The sequence below is a fragment of the Bradyrhizobium sp. 186 genome (assembly GCF_023101685.1).
Taxonomy (GTDB): domain Bacteria; phylum Pseudomonadota; class Alphaproteobacteria; order Rhizobiales; family Xanthobacteraceae; genus Bradyrhizobium.
The window spans coordinates 7,238,857-7,257,556 of the sequence record NZ_CP082164.1; the positions used below are offsets into that span (position 1 = coordinate 7,238,857).

Below are 18,700 nucleotides of genomic sequence, written 5' to 3' on the forward strand. Positions count from 1 at the left end.
GCCGATGGCAAGGCCGCCCGATCTGCACGAGGCGCGGACCTCAAGCCGGTGTCATGCAGCTTGACCTTGCCAAGGAAGTCCTGGACCAGAGGCCGCATCTGCCGAGCCTCGCGTGACACCGCCTGTTTTTCTCATGCTGTCGGTCAGCAATCTTCCCGGCTCGCGAAATCCCGAGAGGCATATCGGCGGCTCCTGCTCCGCTCATTTTGCGCGACAAAACGGCTTCACGCGCAACACGACGCGTGCACGCAAGATGCGCGGCCAAATCCGGCTTGGCATCGCAGGCGACGATGGGCTAGCGTCGAGCCGCCTTCGCCAAGAAAAGCAATAACGCAAGCAACAACAGCAACGCGACGGCCGCCGGGAGAGAACCATGAAATCGCCGATCTGCGACATGCTGGGCATCGAGTTCCCGCTGCTTGCCTTCAGCCATTGCCGCGACGTCGTTGCCGCCGTCAGTCGCGCCGGCGGCTTTGGCGTGCTCGGCGCGACCGTGCACACGCCGGAGACTCTCGAGCGCGAGCTGAAATGGATCGACGACCACGTCGACGGCAAGCCTTACGGCGTCGACGTGCTGATCCCCGAAAACATCTCGACCGCGGGCGAGAAGGACGTCACCTGGAAGAGCCTGGAGGCGCGCGTGCCGCAACAGCACCGCGACTACACCCGCGATCTCCTGAAGAAGTACGACATCGAGCTAACGACCACGAGCGTCGCCGACAACCAGCCGCAGCCGTTCGACGCGAAGAACGCGCTGGAGCTGCTCGAGGTCTCCTTCCACCACCCGATCCGGCTGATCGCGAATGCGTTGGGCGTGCCGCCGAAGGCGATGATCGAGATGGGCAAGAAGCACGGCGTGCCGGTCGCAGCCCTCGTCGGCGCCAAGGAGCACGCGCTGCGCCAGGTCGCGGCCGGCGTCGACATCCTCGTGGTGCAGGGCACCGAGGCCGGCGGCCATTGCGGCGAGGTCTCGACCATGGTGCTGGTGCCGGAGGTGATCAAGGCGATCAAGCCGATCCGCGACGTGCCGGTGCTGGCGGCCGGCGGCATCATGACCGGGCGGCAGATGGCCGCCTGCATGGCGATGGGCGCGGCCGGCGCCTGGACCGGCTCGGTGTGGCTCGCGACCGTCGAGGCCGAGACCACGGAAATCTTCCGCGAAAAGATGATCGCCGCTTCGTCGCGCGACGCGATCCGCTCGAAGGGCCGCACGGGAAAGCCCGCGCGGCAGCTCCGCTCGGTCTGGACCGATGCCTGGGACCGCGCACCGGAGAGCCCGGGCGCGCTGCCGATGCCGCTGCAAAGCATCATCAGCCGCGACGCCTTCAACTCGATCGACCGTGCGGCGGCCGCGGGCAATGCGCGGGCGCGCGATCTCGTCAGCTATTTCGTTGGCCAGGGCGTCGGACTGATCGACAGCGTGAAGTCGGCGGGCGCCGTGGTGCAGGAGTTCAAGGAAGAGTTTGCCGAAGCCGTCGAGCACATGAATGCGCTGGTGGCGGAGTGACCTCCACGGCGTCATTGCGAGCGCAGCGAAGCAATCCAGACTGCCTCCGCGGAAAGATTCTGGATTGCTCACATGGGGAATGTGTATGTCAAGGATGAGCAGTCACCTTTTTGTTCGACTGCAGCCACCTCTTCGTCCCGACCGCGGGTTCTGCAGGATGGCGCGCGCAGATCAAGTCAAGGCCGGCCTGTTAGGGCCGCCGCGAAGCGGCTTGGCCTTGAGTTGAGCGAGCACGCCATCATGCTTGGTGCGTTGGGCCGATAGGAGCTCCTCGCGTTGGCGGTTCTGTCAGGGCATCTGCCATCCTCGCATTTGCGATCCAAGGGTCGAGCCGGTTCGACGATCTGGGTTGCTTGCCAGATCAAACTCACATTCGGTCGTCGCACAAGGCGACTGCACCACGATTCCGCTTGCGGCGGGCAGGCTCGAGAGGACGAGGCCATTCTTCGTTGCGGCGTTTGAAGCCATGCAATCCATCGGTTCGTCCACCCGGATCTTCCGAGACTGATCGGGCCTCGGCAGATGGGTTATGGTTCTTTCGTTGCGCGCGGGCGGCGAAGCACGCCGCTTGGTGCGGTCCGGATCAGGCGGCGGGCTTCATCACGGCCCCCTCGATGGTCTCGCCCGCGGTGACATACTTCCACAAGGTCACGAGAAGCTTGCGCGCCAGCGCCACGATCGCGCGCTTGCGGCCTTGCGGGCTTCGCTCCTTGAACCAGCGCGTCAGGGCCGACTGCGGCTGGTGACGTATCCACAGCCAGGCGAGCTGGATCATTGTGGTCCGCAGCCTGGGATTGCCGGCCTTCGACACGCCCTGCTCGTGCCGGATGCCTCCGCTTTGCCACGGCGTCGCCGCAAGCCCCGCATAGGCGGCGACCTGGCGGCGGTTGGAGAACTGCCGGTAGAACGCCTCCGACCAGAGCACGGCCGCAAAGTTGGCGCCGAGCCCTTTCAAGGCCAGCAGCATCGCCACCGGATCCGGCGCGACCTTGTCTGCAGCGTTCTTGTCTGCAGGCTTCCGGGCTGCGGCCAGCAGAGCATCTCGCGCGGCCTCGACCGCCTTGATCTGTTCCAGAAGCAGTTCGACCCGATCGAGCTCGCGGCCGATCTGCGCCTTCAAATGCGAAGGCAGCTCCCGCCCGTCGCCCGTGCGCAAGGCCTCAAGCCGCGCCCGCCGATTGCGCCGCAGCGGCACGTAGTCGGATATCCCCTGCGCGAACAGAAGACCCTTGATCCGGTTCACATGCGTGATGCGCTCGGCGATCAGCGTCGCTCGTTCGCGACACAGCCTGCGCCGGTCCTCCTCTTCAGGCGAGGGCGCAACCACCATCGCACAGACCCGCGGCTCGCCGCGCTTGTAGGCCAGAAGCGCCCGCAACAGCGCCTCGCCATCGAGCCTGTCAGTCTTGGCCCGCCGCCGCCGTCGCGACGTCGCAATCGAGGCGGGATCGACCACGTGGCTCTCAATGCCGTTCTGTTGCAGAACACGGTGCAGCCAGAACCCGTCCAGCCCAGCTTCCTGGATCGTGATGATCGGATAGCTCTCGCGGGTCCTGGCCTCCGCCTTGCGCCTGAGTTCCGCAAACAGCTTCATCAGCTCAGCCGTATCGCCGGCCGTGACGCTGTGCCTGGACATCTTCTCGCCCGTACCAGGCGAAAGTGACGTAATCACCCACGTCGAACGGCTCAGTTCCAAAGACACAAAAATTGCGCCAAACTGCGTCCGGATAGCGGTCGGTCCGTCGGAAGGATGATCGAGCAACATCGTCGTCTCCAGGTTGAGGGGTTCAGCAACCTCAGTCTGGCCTCAGACCTGGTCGCTATCCACTCCCCATGGAATCTTCGCTGCGCTCGCAAAGACGAAACAACTGATATCGTGAATTGAAGCCATGATAGAAAAAACAAGTCTCTCCCCAGACCGCATCCCCGTCATCGTCGGCATCGGCGAGATCATCGACCGGCCCAAGGAAATCACCGACGGCCTCGAACCGCTCGATCTGCTGGAACAGGCGCTGCGGCGTGCCGAGGCTGACGCCGGCGCAAAGCTGCTCGGCGAGGTGCAGTCGCTCGACGTCGTCAATTTCCTGAGCTGGCGCTATCGCGAACCGGAAAAGCTGCTGGCGCAACGCCTCGGCATCGCGCCTTCGCATTGCAATTACGGCCCGGTCGGGGGCGAGAGCCCGATCCGTTACATCCACGAGGCCGCGCAGCGCATCGCGCGCGGTGAATGCAGTGCTGCCGCAGTTTGCGGCGCGGAGGCGCAGTCGACCGCGACCAAGGCGGAGCGCGCCGGCGCAAAGATGCCATGGACGCCGTTTGCCCACGACGTCGAGGAGCCGAAGCGCGGCGCGGCATTCCAGAAGCCGCTCGCCGTCAAGCTCGGCGTATTCCGCCCGGTCACCGTGTATCCCTTCTATGAAGCCGCGTCATCGGCGCATTGGGGCCAGACGACGCGCGAAGCGTTGGCGGAGTCCGGCACGTTGTGGTCGCGCTATTCGGAAGCCGCCGCGCAAAATCCCAACGCCTGGCTGAAGCGGCGCTTTGCGCCAGACGAGATCACGACACCGACCGCAGACAACCGCTTGATCGCCTGGCCTTACACAAAGCTGATGGTGGCCAATCCCATGGTCAACATGGGCGGTGCGCTGCTGCTCACCAGTCTCGCCAAGGCACGTACGGCCGGCATCGCGGAGGACAAGCTGGTATATCCGCTCGGTGGCGCATCCGCGGAAGAGCCGCGCGACTACCTGCTGCGCGACCAGTTCTACGAGAGCCATCCGCAGAACGCCGTTCTGAACGCAGTGATGGATCTCGCCGGCGGCGACGGCAAGAGGTTCGACGCGATCGAGCTCTATAGCTGCTTCCCTTGTGTGCCCAAGATGGCGCGGCGGACGCTGGGCCTTGGTGCCGACGTGCAGCCGACCGTCACCGGCGGGCTCACCTTCTTCGGCGCGCCACTCAACACCTACATGACGCATGCGGCCTGCGCGATGGTGCGGCGTGTGCGCGACGGCGCGAAGCTCGGCCTGCTCTATGGCCAGGGCGGCTTCGTCACCAAGCACCACGCACTGGTGGTGTCGAAGACGCCACCGCGCGAAGCGCTGGCGCAGGAGACGAGCGTGCAGCCGGAGGCCGACCGCAACAAGCGCGCGGTGCCGGAGTTCGTCGCCGAGGCCTCAGGCAAGGGCAAGGTCGAGAGTTTTACAGTGCTCTATGGCCGTGGTGGCGAGGCCGAGCACGGCGTGGTGATGCTGCGCACAGCAGATGACCGGCGCACGCTGGCGCGGATTTCGGCGGGCGATACGGCGACGCTGGCGCATCTGCTCGACATGAACCGGACGCCGGTCGGCTCGCTCGGCGAGATCGCGATGGCCGCCGATGGCGTGCCCGAGTGGCGGGTGTCGTGATCTCGCGCGCGAGGAGGCCTCTCAGCTCTTCGGCGCTTGCTTCTCCGACGCCGTCGCTGGCTTGCCCTTGGCGCCGCCGGCCACGCGCACCTGGTCGCCGTCGGAGAGGCCGTCCGGCGGAGCGGTGATGATGCGGTCGTCGGCGGCGATGCCCGAGGCGAGTTCGATCTCGCGGCCGAGGTCGCGGGCGATCGTCACGGGCTTGAACAGGACCTTGCCGTCCGCGCCGACGGTGGCGACGCGCAGGCCGCTGCCGTTGAAGATCAGGGCGCTGGCGGGGATACTGAGCGGCGCAGAATCGCGCTGGAGGCTCAGCTTCACGCTGGCATAGCCGCCGGGCATCAGTTCGCCGCTGGAATTGTCCAGCCCAAGCTGCATGCGCGTGGTGCCCGAGGCGACGTCGACGGCCTGCGAGGAGGCTTCCACTGTCGCCTGGAAGGTCCGGTTCGGATATTCCGGCATCACGATAGAGGCTTTGGCGCCGATCTTGATCGCCGGCACGTAGTTCTGGGGCACGTTGACGTAGACGCGCAGCTTGGTGATGTCGGAAACCACGAACATCGCCGGGCCCGAGCCGCCGCCTGCGTTGATCAGTGCGCCGACATCGGTATCGCGCGCCGTGACCACGCCATCAAAGGGAACGGTGATCTTCTTGTAGCCAGCCAGCGCTTCCAACCGCTCGACATTGGCCTGGCCCGAATGGACGGCGGCGTTCTTGTTGGAGAGATCGGCGGTGCGCTCGTCGATCTCCTGCGCGGAGACGAAGTTGGAGGCGACCAGCGTCTTGCGCCGGTTCAAGGTCGCTTCCGACAGCCTTGCGCTGGCCTGCTGGCTGGCGAGGTCGGCGCGGGCCTGCAAAAGTTGCTGGTCGAGGTCGGGGGCCTCGATCTCGGCGATCACCTGACCGGCCTTGACCCGGGCGCCGATGTCGGCCCTCCAACTCTTCAGGTAGCCCGAGACGCGCGCGAAGATGGGCGCACGATAATAGGCTTCGAGCCGGCCCGGCAGGTCGAGGGACGTGTTGAGGGATTTTGCGTTCGGCAGCGTCACGGCAACACTGGGAACGGCCTGGTCGTCGGTCCATTCCTTCAGCTTGGAGCCCTGCTCCTCGCGGGCCCGGATGCCGGTGCCGACCACGAGGCCTGCCGCAATCAGCGTCACCACGCCGAAAATGCCCAGTTTCCGGCGCGACACCGGTGAGCGTGGTTCAGTGGGCGACATGCGGAGTCTCCAACGGGGCGGCGGCTTTGGCGCCTTGTTTCTTGTGGACCATGCTGAACACCACGGGAACAAACATCAGCGTGGCGAACGTTGCAAAGATCAGGCCGCCGATCACGGCGCGGCCGAGCGGGGCATTCTGCTCGCCGCCTTCGCCGAGGCCCAAGGCCATCGGCGCCATGCCGATGATCATGGCGAGCGCCGTCATCAGCACCGGGCGGAACCGGACGAAGCCGGCCTCGAGCGCCGCGGCGATGGGATCACCGAGCTCCTCGTAACGCTCGCGGGCGAAGCTGATGACGAGCACGCTGTTGGCGGTGGCAACGCCCATGCACATGATGGCACCGGTCAGCGCCGGCACCGACAACGTCGTCTCGGTCGCGAACAGCATCCAGACGATACCGGCAAGCGCGGCCGGCAGCGCGGTGATGATCACGAACGGATCGGACCAGGACTGGAAATTGACGACGATCAGGAAGTAGATCAGCACGACGGCGCCGAGCAAGCCGAACAGCAGGCCGGTGAAGGCGCTGTTCATGGTCTGCACCTGGCCGAGCAGCACCACGGAGGAGCCCTTCGGCACCTCCTTGGCGGTGTCGGCGATCACCTGACGGATGTCGGTCGCGACCGCACCGAGATCGCGGCCCGACGTCGTCGCGAAGATCTGCACCATCGATTGGATGTCGTATTGCGACACCACCGCGCTCGACGTCGACCGCTTGATATCGGCGATACCACCGAGGATCGGCGACTGCGAATTGCCGGCGGCCGTGATCGGCAGCGTCTGGAGCGCGCTGAGCGAGTCGATCTGGTATTGCGGCGTCTGCATCACGATGGAGTAGGACACGCCATTGTCCGGGTTGAGATAATAGGTCGGCGCGACCTGCGAGGAGCCGGCGAGATTGACCACGAGGCTGTTGGTGACGTCGCGCTCGGTCAGGCCGACATATTGCGCGCGGGTGCGGTCGACATCGATGTTGAAGGTCGGGTTGTTCGGCGACTGCTGGATGCGCGCGTCGGCGACGCCGGGAATCCGCCGGACCTTGGCGAGAAGCGTGTTGGCGTAGGCAAAGTTGGCGCTGAGATCGGCGCCCCGGATCTGGAGGTCGATCGGCGCCGGCGCGCCGAAGTTCAGGATCTGGCTGACGATGTCGGCCGGCAGGAAGGCGAAGCTGACGCCCGGGAACAGCCGCGGCAGCTGCTCACGCAGCACGCGCACATGCTCCTCGGTCGGCTTGTGGCCTTCCCTGAGCTTGATCTGGATATCGCCGTCCTGCGGGCCGATCACGCCGGTGTTGTTGTAGGTCATGTTGATGCCGGAGATCGGCATGCCGATGTTGTCGGTGAGTGTCTCGATCTCGCCCGGGATCAGCTTGCGGATCGCCTTCTGCACGTCGGCAAGCTGGTTGGCGGTCTCTTCCACGCGCGTGCCGACCTGGGTGCGGACGTGCATCAGAATGTTGCCGGCATCGACCGCCGGGAAGAAGTTACGCCCAAGGAACGGCACCAGCGCGAAGGACGCGCCGACCATGCAGAGGAAGCCGATCACGAACACCGCGCGGTGCGCCAGCGCGAGCCCGAGCAAGTTGTGGTAGCCGCCGCGAATGCGCTCGAAGCGAGCCTCGAAGCCGCGCTGGAACCACACCAGAGGATTGCGCGACTTTGGCGGCGCGCCTTCGTGATGCACATGTGGCTGCAACAGATAATTGGCCATGGTCGGCACCAGCGTGCGCGACAGCAGGAACGACCACATCATCGCGAACATCACCGCCTCGGCCATCGGCACGAACAGGAAGCGCGCGACGCCGGTAAGGAAGAACATCGGCACGAACACGATGCAGATGCAGAGCAGCGAGACGAAGGCCGGCGTCACGATCTGATTGGCGCCGTCCAGGATCGACTGCTCGACCGGCTTGCCTTGCTCGAGATGATAGTTGATGTTCTCGATGGTCACGGTGGCGTCGTCGACGAGGATGCCGACCGCGAGCGCGAGCCCGCCGAGCGTCATGATGTTGAGCGTCTCGCCGACAGCCGAGAGCATGATGATGGCGCCGAGCACCGACAGCGGGATCGAGACCGCGATGATGACGGTCGAGCGCCAGCTGCCGAGAAACAGCAGGATCATGACGCTGGTGAGCAGCGCTGCGATCACGCCCTCGAAAGCGACGCCTTCGATGGCGCCGCGGACGAACACCGACTGGTCGCCGATGAATCCGATCTTCAGTGCATCCGGCAGCTGATCCTTGACGTCGACCACCTTTTGCTTGATGCCCGCGATGATGTCGAGCGTCGAGGTTGCGCCCGCCTTCAGCACCATCATCAGCACAGAGCGGTTGCCGTCGACATGGACGATGTTGGTCTGCGGCGGATTGCCGTCGCGCACAGTCGCGACGTCGCGCACATAGACCATCGCGCCGTTGACGGTCTTGATCGGCAGATTACCGAGCTCGTCGATCTTCAGCGGCGAGTTGTTGAGCTGGATGTTGTACTCGAAGGTGCCGATCTTCTGGGTGCCGACCGGCGTGATCAGGTTCTGGGCGGCGAGCGCATTGGCGACGTCCTGGCCGGACAGGCCGCGGGCCTGGAGCGCGGTCGGGTCGAGGTCGATCTGGACCTGGCGCTGCTTGCCGCCGAACGGATACGGGATCGCCGCGCCGGGCACGGTGACCAGCGGCGTGCGGAGCTGGTTGATGCCGATGTCGGCAAGGTTCTGCTCGGTCAGGCCATCGCCCGACAGCGCCACCTGAATGATCGGCACGGTCGAGGCAGAGTAATTCAGGATCAGGGGCGGCGTCGCACCCGGCGGCATCTGCTTCAGCAGGGTCTGCGAGATCGCGGTGACCTGCGCGTTGGCGGTGCGGATATCGACGTTGGGCTGGAAGAATATCTTGATGATGCCAAAGCCGTTGTAGGAATTGGCGGTGATGTGCTCGATATCGTTGACGGTGGTCGTCAGCGCGCGCTGGAACGGCGTCGTGACGCGGCCGGACATCTGATCCGGCGGCAGGCCGGTGTATTGCCAGACCACCCCAATCACGGGAATGCGGATGTCCGGGAAGATGTCGGTCGGGGTCCGTAGCGCGGCGAGCGGTCCGATGATCAGAAGCAGAAGCGCGAGCACTACGAAAGTATAGGGTCGGCTCAGGGCAATACGGACCAGAGCAATCATGCGCCAGGTAATTCCAGGTCAAGCGAGGAAACGGAATCCGCCCTACGGCGATCCCCTTTCCCTTTACCCGAGCACCGCCGGAAACGCTAACATCCGGCGGCGCTTCCGCATTCACATCCCTGCTACCGCACTGCGAAATCGACATCGCAGCTATGCGACGGCGCCCCTACGTTATGCGATGCCTGTTTTGCCGGCTCAGGCCGCTCGGACGTTGGTCAGGAACTTGCTGACTTCGGTCTTCAGCCGGGTCGAGTCATTCGACAGCATCTGCGCCGCCGACAGCACCTGCGAGGAGGCCGTTCCGGTCTCGGTCGCGCCGCGCTGCACGTCGGTGATGTTGGAGGACACCTGCTGGGTGCCCTGCGCCGCCTGTTGCACGTTGCGGGCGATCTCCTGGGTCGCAGCGCCCTGCTCTTCCACGGCAGCCGCAATGGCCGAGGAGATTTCCGACAGGCGCTCGATGGTCGAGGAGATCTCCTTGATGGCGCCGACCGAGTCGTTGGTCGCCGCCTGGATGCCGGAAATCTGCTGGCCGATCTCGCCGGTCGCCTTTGCGGTCTGCTCGGCGAGCGCCTTCACCTCGGAAGCCACCACCGCGAAGCCGCGGCCGGCTTCACCGGCGCGCGCCGCCTCGATGGTCGCGTTCAGCGCCAGCAGGTTGGTCTGGCCGGCGATGGTGTTGATCAGCTCGACGACGTCGCCGATGCGGGAAGCCGCCTTGGAGAGCTCGCTGACGCGCTCGGTGGTGGCGCGTGCCTGGCCGACGGCGTCGCCCGCCATCCGCGCCGATTCCTGCACCTGGCGGCTGATCTCGCCGACCGAGGAAGCCATCTCCTCGGTGGCCGAGGCCACCGACTGCACGTTGGTGGAGGCTTCTTCCGAGGCCGCGGCAACCGTGGTCGCCATCCGCTGCGAGCGGTCGGCGGTCGAGGTCAGCGTCGAAGCGGAGGCTTCGAGCTGGGACGAGGCCGACGACACGGTCTGCACGATCTCGCCGATCATCGTTTCGAATTCGCGGGTGACGTTGTCGACGCGGCGGCCGCGCTCGATCTTGGCATCGGCGTCAGCAGCAGCGGCTTCATCGGCCGCCTTCTTGGCGATCAGCGCCTCCTTGAACACCTGGAGCACGTCGGCCATGGCGCCGATCTCGGTCTTCTCGCCGCGATGCGGGACTTCCGCGCTGAGATCACCCTTGCCCAGCGCCTGCATCGGCTCGACGATCGAGTTGATGCCGCTGGAGACGTCGTGGACGAGGTAGAAGCCGACGCCGATGCCGACCACGACGGCCGCTCCGAGAATGACCGAAACCAGCATGAACGCATAGAAATAGCTGTCGGCGGCGTCCTGCGCGGCCTGGTCACCGCCCTTGGTGTTGAGTTCGATGTCCTTGCGCAGGATCTCGTCTGCCTGAAGCCCGATCTTGTTGACCGTCTTCGAGTTCAGCTCATGCGCCTCGTGCGGGATCTTGCCGGCCTCCTTGCGCGATAGAGCCATCACGTCCTGGGTGCCCTTCTTGTAGTCGTCCCAGGACTTGGACCACTCATTGTAGAGCGCCCGTTCTTCGGGCGAGGTGATCATGGCCTCGTAGGACTGGCGAAATTTGGTATTGGATTCGACGACCCCGGCCAGGGTTTTTTCGGCCGCAAGCTTCTCCTCGAGGGTCTCGGCCAGCATGTGCTCGCGGATCACGTTGCGATAAGTGATGACGCCGGCGCGCAGATCGCCCAGCACCCGCACACTCGGCATCCAGCTCGTGGTGATGTCCGCGGTATTGGCATTCATCGCCCGCATCTTCCAAACGGCGATCAGACCCATGCCGGTCATCGCGACCAGCAGGAACGCCACGACACTAATGATCTTGGTGCGAATGGAGATGGTGGCGAACATAATAGGTGTCTCTTTGTGCTGGCGCGGGCGCGCGTCCGGAAGTTCTACGAATCAAACAAAAGGAGCAGCGCCGACATCAGACAACAGAGCACCTGAGCAGATGTTAACTACGACTCCGTACGAGTACGGAAGCCCGAAACAAATGAACATGGCGCTAAGAATGCCCTGCGCTCAGCGCATGAGCCCAAGCGCGTCCGAAAAAAACTCCACGCCGCCGAAATTTCCGGACTTCAAGGCGAGCAACATATCGCCTGCCTCCGGGCCCACCGCGCGCAGCACCGGGACGCCCGCGGCAATTTCCACTCCCACGAGAAATCCGGGAATCCTCAACCGGTCGACCACGGCACCCGATGTCTCGCCACCCGCAACGATCAGGCGCTTTACGCCCACCTTCACCAAGTCCTCGGCGATATCGGCCATCGCCTGTTCGATGGCGTGGCCGGCCGCGTCGCGGCCGTGGCGCGCCTGCAACGCTGCGACCTGATCCGGCGTCGAACTCGACGCGATCAGGACCGGACCGTCGGCCAGTCGCGGCTTGGCCCAGTCCAGCGCGCGCTGCGCCTCGCCCGCCCCCGCAATAATACGGTCCGGATCGAGATGAAGCACCGGCATCACGGCTTCCGCCCTGGCGATCTGTTGAAGCGTCGCCTGCGAGCAGCTTCCGGCAAGGCAGGCCGCCCGTCCGCCGACTGCGGCGCCCGACCCGCTTGCCACGGTCGACCTGACCTTGCCTGTCGACACCAGCGCCCGCGCCAGCCCAAGACCTATGCCGGAGGCTCCGACAGACAGCCGATGTTCTGCGGCGACGAGCCCGATGGTCTCGAGGTCGCGATCGAACACGGCGTCGATGATGGCGCCGCCGGTGCCCTTGCCCGACAATTCCGCAAGGCGCGCCCGCACGGCATCCGCCCCGCGCGTGACGGTCGCGAGGTCGACGAGGCCGATTTGCGTCTTGCTCTGCCGGGCCAGCACGCGCACCAGGTTGGAATCACGCATCGGGTTGAGCGGATGATCCTTCAGCGGGCTCTCGTTCAGCGGCACGGCGCCGACGAACAAATTGCCCTGGTAGACGGTACGGCCGGTCTCCGGGAAGGCCGGCGTCACCAGCACGACGGCCTCGCCGCAATCGGCGCGCAGTGCATCCATCACCGGACCGATATTGCCGGCATCGGTGGAATCGAAGGTGGAGCAGATCTTGAATAGCACGTGGCCCGCACCGCGGCCGCGCAGCCATTTCTCCGCCGCGCGCGAGCGCGATACGGCAAGACCGGCCTCGATCGAGCGGCTCTTCAGCGACACCACGACGGCGTCGACCTCGGGCAGCGCCAGATCGTCCGCCGGCACGCCGATGGTCTGCACCGTCCGCAGGCCCGCGCGCGTCAGCGTGTTGGCGAGATCGGAGGCGCCGGTATAGTCGTCGGCGATGCAGCCAAGAGACAATTTCGCTGCGAGGGTCACGGTTTCACTCCCGCATAAGGCTTGAACCAGGCTAGCCCGTCGGTGGTCTTGCCCCGTGGATTGTATTCGCAGCCGACGAAGCCGGCATAGCCGAGCCGGTCGAGCTCGGCGAACAGGAACGGATAGTTCAGCTCCTCGCCATCGGGCTCGTTGCGCGAGGGGATGCTGGCGATCTGGATGTGGCCGATGATGGGCATCATCTCGCGCAGCCGCATGGTCACGTCGCCATGGATGATCTGGCAGTGATAGATGTCGAACTGGAGCTTCAGGTTCGGAAGCCTCAACTCGTGAATCAGGTCGCGTGCGAAGCCGAAATCGTTGAGGAAGTAGCCGGGCACGTTGCGTGAATTGATCGGCTCGAGCACGATGTCGATGCCGTGCGGCGCGAAGAATTCCGCAGCCCACGTCACCGATTTGTAGAAGGCCTCGATCGCAACGCGTTCGCCGCGGTTGGCGATGCCGGCCATCAGGTGCAGGCGCTTGACGCCGGTCGCCTTGGCGTAAGGCAGCGCCGTCTCCAGGCTCTGCTTGAGATCGGCAAAGCGCTGGGGAAGCGCCGCAAAGCCCTTCTCGCCGGCATTCCAGTCGCCGGGCGGCAGGTTAAACAAGGCTTGCGTCAGCCCGTTGCGCTTGAGCCGTTCCTCGACCGCTTCGGCGGGATGCTCGTAGGGAAAGAGAAATTCGACGGCGGTGAAGCCGGCTTGCGCGGCGGCATCGAAGCGGTCGAGGAACGGCACCTCGGTAAACATCATCGAGAGGTTTGCGGCGAAACGGGGCATTGGAATCCTCTTATCTACTTGTCGCCGGGGAGCTTGACGCCGGTGACCTGCGCATACATCCGCGCCACCGACGCATCGTCGTCGCTGCCCATGCCCGCGGCTGATGTCATCAAGAACATCTGGAGGGCCGCAGCCGAGACCGGCACCGGGAATCTGGCACTCCGCGCCATGTCCTGGATGATGCCGAGGTCTTTGACGAAGATCTCGACCGCACTGCGCGGCGTGTAGTCGCCGTCGAGCACGTGCGGCATGCGGTTCTCGAACATCCAGGAATTGCCGGCGGAGGCCGTGATCACCTCATAGACCTTGCGGATGTCGAGGCCCTGCTTGGCCGCGAACGCAATCGCCTCCGAGGCGGCGGCGATATGCACGCCGGCAAGCAACTGGTTGATCATCTTGAACGCAGCGCCCTGCCCTGCGGCATCGCCGAGCTCGTAGAGTTTTGCCGCCATCGCATCGAGCGCCGGACGCGCCTTTGCGAACGCGGCGGGGCTGCCAGAGGCGAGGATCGTCAGCTCTCCCTGCGCGGCGCGCTGTGCGCCGCCGGAGATCGGCGCATCGAGGTAGTGCCGGCCGGTCGTCTCCAACTGCTTGGCGAGGCGGCGCGCCACGTCGGGATCCATGGTGGCAGAGGATATGAAGACGCTATCCTTCGGCATGGTCTCGGCGGCACCATCCTTGCCGAACAGGACCGCTTCGGTCTGCGCGGCATTGACGACGACGCTGACCACGACATCGGCATCCTTGGCGGCCTCGGCCGGCGTCTTGGCGCCGGCACCGCCGTCTTTCACGAAACGCGCCACCGCATCGGCCGAGACGTCGCAGCCGGTGACGGCAAAGCCGGCGCGTTTCAGCGAGGTCGCCATGCCAAAACCCATCGACCCGAGCCCAATGACGGCGACGCGCTGATTTTGTGACGTGGAGGCGGACATGCAACTGACCCTTGCGAACGTTTCCCGGACGGCCGCCCTTTTGCGGCGGCTCAATGGCATCGAATAACACGGCTTGGCCGCGCTGCCAAAGCGTGAGACAAGCGGGCATGACGGCCATGAGCAGCGAGACACGGCTTCGCGAGGAGATCTGCCGCTTCGGACGGTCCCTGTTCGAGCGCGGGCTGACGCCGGGCTCCTCCGGCAATATCAGCGTCAAGCTTGCCGACGGCGGCTGGCTGGTGACGCCGACCAACGCCTCGCTCGGCTTCCTCGATCCGGCGCGGCTGTCGCGGCTGGATGAGCAGGGCCGCTTGGTCTCGGGCGATGCGCCGACCAAGGAGGTTCCGCTGCACACCGCGCTCTACGACACACGCGGGAGCGCACGCGCGATCGTACATCTGCATTCCACCCATTCGGTCGCGCTCTCGATGCTGCCCGAGATCGACCCGCGCGCGGCGCTGCCGCCGATAACGGCCTATTATCTGATGAAATGCGGCGCCACCGCGCTCGTGCCCTATTACCGCCCCGGCGATCCCGCGGTGGCCGACGCGATCAAGGGGCTGGCGGGGAAATATTCATCCGTGCTGCTCGCCAATCACGGCCCGGTGGTCGCCGGCGACACGCTGGAGGCTGCGGTGTTCGCGACGGAGGAGCTGGAGGAGACGGCGAAGCTGTACCTGCTGCTGCGCGGAATGAACCCGCGCTATCTGTCGCCGGAGCAGGTGAAGGATCTGGTGAAGGTGTTTGGGGTAGCGCTGCCGGAGCATGGGCACTAGCTTCACCGGAGTCGTGGGCGCGCAACAGCGTGGCCTCATCCACCGCTGTCATTCCCCGCGAAAGCGGGGAATCCAGTATTCCAGAGGCTTCAGACGTTCCTCACAACCGCCGCGGCGTACTGGATCGCCCGCCTTCGCGGGCGATGACATCGGAAGTGTGGCGAGCGAGTCCTCAGTCTCGTCATCGCGAGCGCAGCGAAAAATGGCAGCGCCTACAGCCCCAGATACGCCTTGCGCACGTCCGGATTACCCATGATCTCGCTCGCGGCGCCCTGCATCAGCACGCGGCCGGTTTGCAGGATGTAGGCGCGGTCAGCGATTTCGAGGCACTCGGCCATGCGCTGCTCGACGATCAGCACGGTCATGCCGGCATCGCGGATGCGCTTCACCGCCTGAAAGATCTCGTCGACCAGTTTTGGCATGATGCCTTGCGAGGGCTCGTCGAGCATCAACAGCCGTGGGCGCGTCATCAGGGCGCGGCTGATCGCGAGCATCTGCTGCTCGCCGCCTGAGAGCGTCTCCGCGCGCTGGTCGAGGCGCTCGGACAGGCGCGGGAACAGCGTGAAGACGAGATCGAGCGGCTCTTCGCGATTCGCTTCGCTGCGATACAGATAGCTGCCGAGACGCAGATTGTCGCGCACGGACAGGCGTGGGAACAGGCGGCGGTTCTCTGGCACATAGGCGATGCCGGTGGCCGTGATGTGGTGCTGCGCCATGCCGTCAAGGCGCTTGCCGTCGAACGTCACCGTGCCCGAGCGCGGGCGCTCGGCGCCGGCAATGGATTTGAGAAGAGTCGACTTGCCTGCGCCGTTGGCGCCGGCGACGCAGACGATCTCGCCCTTGGCGACTTCAATGCTGACCGCGGAGACCGCGACCAGGCCCTGATAGGCGGTCGTGACTTCATGCACTGACAGCATGACGATCTCCCAGATATGCGCTGATCACCTTGGGATCGCGGACGATATCGGCGGGCTTGCCCTCGACCAGCACCTTGCCGAGGTCGAGCACGATGGCGCGATCGACCAGCGGCATCACGATCTCCATGACATGCTCGACCATCAGCACCGTGATGCCGGCATCGCGGACCTTGCGCACCAGCGCGACGCCGGTCTGCGCCTCGGTCGGCGTCAGCCCGGTGAGGACTTCGTCGAGCAGCAGCAGCTTTGGTTCGGTCGCAAGCGCACGCGCAACTTCGAGACGGCGCTTCTCGGCCGGCACGAGATCACTCGCGAGCACGTCGGCGCGGGCGGCCAGGCCGGTGAACTCCAGCACCTCACGCGCCTTGCGGCGGGCTTCGCGCATCACGGTGTTGCGCACCAGCGCGCCGACGATGACGTTGTCGATGACCGTCATGGTCTCGAAACTCTTGACCACCTGGAAGGTGCGCCCGACGCCGCGCTGGCAGCGCTCGGCCGCCGGCATCTTCGTGACATCCTCGCCGTCGAACCAGATCGAGCCCTGGGTCGGCGGCAGCACGCCGGCGATGAGATTGAACAGCGTCGACTTGCCGGCGCCGTTCGGACCGATCAGGCCGACAATCTCACCCCGGCCGACCGAGATCGAGACATCGCTGTTGGCAACGAGGCCGCCAAAGCGCTGCCAGACGCCGCGGGTTTCGAGGAGCGCGGTCATCGCGTGGCTCCTTTCGACTTCGCCCGCGAGAACAGGCTCACCAATCCTTGCGGCAAGGCCAGCGAGATCAGCACGATCAGCGTGCCGTAGACGATGAGGTCGACGCCACGTCCGGAGCCGCCGATATAGGAGCGCGTCAGCTCCGTCATCGGGATCAGGATGGCCGCCCCTAACACCGGGCCCCAGAGCGTGCCGATGCCACCGAGCACGGCCGGCAGCGCCATCAGCAGCGAGAACTGGAAGCCCATGACGCTTTCAGGATCGATATAGGCGAGAAACTGCGCATAGAAGGCGCCGCCGATGGCAACGAGGAAAGCAGAGACCGCAGCCGCGCCCATCTTGGAGTTGAACACGACGACGCCAAGGCTCTCGGCAGCTTCCGGATTGTCCTTCACCGCGCGCCACCAGAAACCCCATTTGGAGTCTTCGAGCCACCAGGTGACGAACCAGGCCACACAACACAGCACTAGCGCGAAATAGAAGTATGGCAGCTTGCTGCGCAGGAACTGGAATTTCAGCCAGCTGTCGCCGCGCACCGGAATGGTGATTCCCATCGCAGCCCCCGCCCATTCCCAATTCTGGAACAGGAGCAACCCGATCTCGGCGATGACGATGGTCGCGATCACGAAGTAGTGGCCGCGCAGGCGGAAGAAGGGATAGCCGAGCACCATCGCGATGAGCGCTGCGATCACGCCGCCGCCGAGCATGCCGAACCAGGGCAGCACGCCGAATTTCGTGAACAGGAGCTCGGTGGTGTAGGCGCCGATGCCGAAATAGAGCGCGTGGCCGAGCGATATCTGCCCGCAATAGCCGGACAGGATGTTCCAGCTCTGCGACAGCGCCGCGTACATCAAGGTCAGGATCAGGATGTTCTGGACGTAGACGTCTTTGATCACCAGCGGCGCAAGCGCAGCGAGCGCGGCCAGCACCGCGGCGATGATGAGGTCGCGGCGGCGCCGCGCGGCAAAATTCTTGTCCATCACATCGACCCGAACAGGCCGCGCGGCCGGATGAAAACGACGAGCAGATAGACGGCGTAGATGCCGACCGACTTAAGCGAGGGCGGCAGCACCAGCGCGGTGGTGGCTTCGACGAGGCCGACGATGATGCCGCCGGCGAAGGCGCCGAACACGCTGCCGAAGCCGCCGAGCGCCACCGTGACATAGGCGATCAGCGCAAAGGACGCGCCGACGTCGGGATAGATGTAGAAGAAGCTCGCCATGATCGCGCCGGCGAGACCGACCAGCGCGGCCCCAAGGCCCCAGCCCAGCGCAAACACACGGTTCTTGTCGATGCCGACCAGCGCCACGGCGCCCGGATCTTCACGGGTCGCTTCCAGCGCGCGACCGAAATCAGTACGGTGAATGAAGAAGTAGAGGCCGGCAAAAGCCAGGATCGAGACCAGTGCGCCGGCAAGTTGCGGCTCGGGCAAGAAGATGCCGGCAACAGAAATCGTCTTACCGCCCAGCCACGAATGAGGAACGCTGCGGTAGTCCGGCGTGAAGAAGAACTGCGCGAGACCGCGCATCACGATGGCAAGGCCGAAGGTCGAGAAGATCTGCACCATGCCCGCGTTGGTCTTTGCCCGCATGGCGAAGCGTACAATCAACAGGTAGACGACGGCGCCGAACACGAACAGCGCCGCGGCCACCAGCGGCGCCGACAGCAGGGGGTCGATGGCGAAGAAGGCAAACAGGAAGAAGCTCACGTACATCGCGATCATCAGGAACTCGCCATGGGCGAAGTTCACGACGTCCATCAGGCCGAAGATCAGCGCGAGGCCGACGGCGATCAGTCCGTAGAGCAGCCCCATCAGGAGGCCGCTTGCGAGACTTTGGATAATGGCTTGGGCTGTCATTGGTCAGCCTCCACTCCAGGAGTGCCGCAGTAGAGCTCCGTCATTGCGAGGAGCCCTTGCGACGAAGCAATCCAGAC

Annotated in this window: 14 protein-coding genes; 3 read left to right on the forward strand and 11 right to left on the reverse strand. The window is 65.1% G+C overall.

Annotation, left to right across the window (positions count from 1 at the left end; translation table 11 throughout):
* Window positions 1–373: 373 nt before the first annotated feature.
* The gene (locus tag IVB18_RS34980; protein ID WP_247984854.1) at window positions 374–1,507 is read left to right on the forward strand and encodes a nitronate monooxygenase; all 1,134 of its coding nucleotides are present in this window, start codon (window positions 374–376) and stop codon (window positions 1,505–1,507) included.
* Window positions 1,508–2,090: 583 nt separating this feature from the next.
* On the opposite strand, the gene IVB18_RS34985 is transcribed toward IVB18_RS34980, so the two are convergent.
* Window positions 2,091–3,272 carry an IS110 family transposase gene (locus IVB18_RS34985; protein WP_247983422.1) on the reverse strand — a complete coding sequence of 394 codons (1,182 nt, stop codon included), beginning with the start codon at window positions 3,270–3,272 and terminating at the stop codon, window positions 2,091–2,093.
* A gap of 124 nt (window positions 3,273–3,396) precedes the next feature.
* On the opposite strand from IVB18_RS34985, the gene IVB18_RS34990 reads away from it, so the two are divergent.
* Window positions 3,397–4,914 (forward strand): acetyl-CoA acetyltransferase, encoded by a 1,518-nt coding sequence (locus IVB18_RS34990; RefSeq protein ID WP_247984855.1) that lies wholly within the window; start codon window positions 3,397–3,399, stop codon window positions 4,912–4,914.
* A 21-nt stretch (window positions 4,915–4,935) separates the two neighbouring features.
* On the opposite strand, the gene IVB18_RS34995 is transcribed toward IVB18_RS34990, so the two are convergent.
* From IVB18_RS34995 to ltnD, 6 genes are all read right to left on the reverse strand, one after another.
* The gene (locus tag IVB18_RS34995) at window positions 4,936–6,135 is read right to left on the reverse strand and encodes an efflux RND transporter periplasmic adaptor subunit (protein ID WP_247984856.1); all 1,200 of its coding nucleotides are present in this window, start codon (window positions 6,133–6,135) and stop codon (window positions 4,936–4,938) included.
* Window positions 6,122–9,301, reverse strand: coding sequence for an efflux RND transporter permease subunit (locus IVB18_RS35000; protein ID WP_247984857.1), 3,180 nt, complete (start codon window positions 9,299–9,301; stop codon window positions 6,122–6,124). Before IVB18_RS35000 ends, IVB18_RS34995 begins: the two co-directional genes overlap by 14 nt.
* 195 nt (window positions 9,302–9,496) lie before the next feature.
* Window positions 9,497–11,188: a methyl-accepting chemotaxis protein gene (locus tag IVB18_RS35005; RefSeq protein WP_247984858.1), complete on the reverse strand. Its 1,692-nt coding sequence runs from the start codon at window positions 11,186–11,188 to the stop codon at window positions 9,497–9,499.
* Window positions 11,189–11,359: 171 nt separating this feature from the next.
* A complete protein-coding gene (gene otnK, locus IVB18_RS35010) occupies window positions 11,360–12,646 on the reverse strand; it encodes a 3-oxo-tetronate kinase (protein ID WP_247984859.1) in 1,287 nt (428 codons plus the stop codon).
* Complete coding sequence (gene otnI / locus IVB18_RS35015) at window positions 12,643–13,425, reverse strand: 2-oxo-tetronate isomerase (RefSeq protein ID WP_247984860.1); 783 nt, start codon at window positions 13,423–13,425, stop codon at window positions 12,643–12,645. Before otnI ends, otnK begins: the two co-directional genes overlap by 4 nt.
* 14 nt (window positions 13,426–13,439) lie before the next feature.
* Window positions 13,440–14,357 carry an L-threonate dehydrogenase gene (gene ltnD / locus IVB18_RS35020; protein WP_247984861.1) on the reverse strand — a complete coding sequence of 306 codons (918 nt, stop codon included), beginning with the start codon at window positions 14,355–14,357 and terminating at the stop codon, window positions 13,440–13,442.
* A gap of 107 nt (window positions 14,358–14,464) precedes the next feature.
* Here ltnD and IVB18_RS35025 point away from each other — a divergent pair, with 107 nt between their 5' ends.
* Window positions 14,465–15,133 carry an aldolase gene (locus IVB18_RS35025; protein WP_247984862.1) on the forward strand — a complete coding sequence of 223 codons (669 nt, stop codon included), beginning with the start codon at window positions 14,465–14,467 and terminating at the stop codon, window positions 15,131–15,133.
* Window positions 15,134–15,345: 212 nt separating this feature from the next.
* On the opposite strand, the gene IVB18_RS35030 is transcribed toward IVB18_RS35025, so the two are convergent.
* The 4 genes from IVB18_RS35030 to IVB18_RS35045 are packed head-to-tail and all read right to left on the reverse strand — an operon-like array spanning window position 15,346 to window position 18,623.
* Complete coding sequence (locus IVB18_RS35030; protein WP_247984863.1) at window positions 15,346–16,050, reverse strand: ABC transporter ATP-binding protein; 705 nt, start codon at window positions 16,048–16,050, stop codon at window positions 15,346–15,348.
* Entirely contained in the window at window positions 16,034–16,765 is a 732-nt protein-coding gene (locus tag IVB18_RS35035) for an ABC transporter ATP-binding protein (protein WP_247984864.1), read from the reverse strand. The genes IVB18_RS35030 and IVB18_RS35035 overlap by 17 nt, the downstream gene beginning before the upstream one ends.
* Complete coding sequence (locus IVB18_RS35040; protein ID WP_247984865.1) at window positions 16,762–17,745, reverse strand: branched-chain amino acid ABC transporter permease; 984 nt, start codon at window positions 17,743–17,745, stop codon at window positions 16,762–16,764. The genes IVB18_RS35035 and IVB18_RS35040 overlap by 4 nt, the downstream gene beginning before the upstream one ends.
* Window positions 17,745–18,623 carry a branched-chain amino acid ABC transporter permease gene (locus tag IVB18_RS35045; protein ID WP_247984866.1) on the reverse strand — a complete coding sequence of 293 codons (879 nt, stop codon included), beginning with the start codon at window positions 18,621–18,623 and terminating at the stop codon, window positions 17,745–17,747. Before IVB18_RS35045 ends, IVB18_RS35040 begins: the two co-directional genes overlap by 1 nt.
* Between the last annotated feature and the right edge of the window lie 77 nt (window positions 18,624–18,700).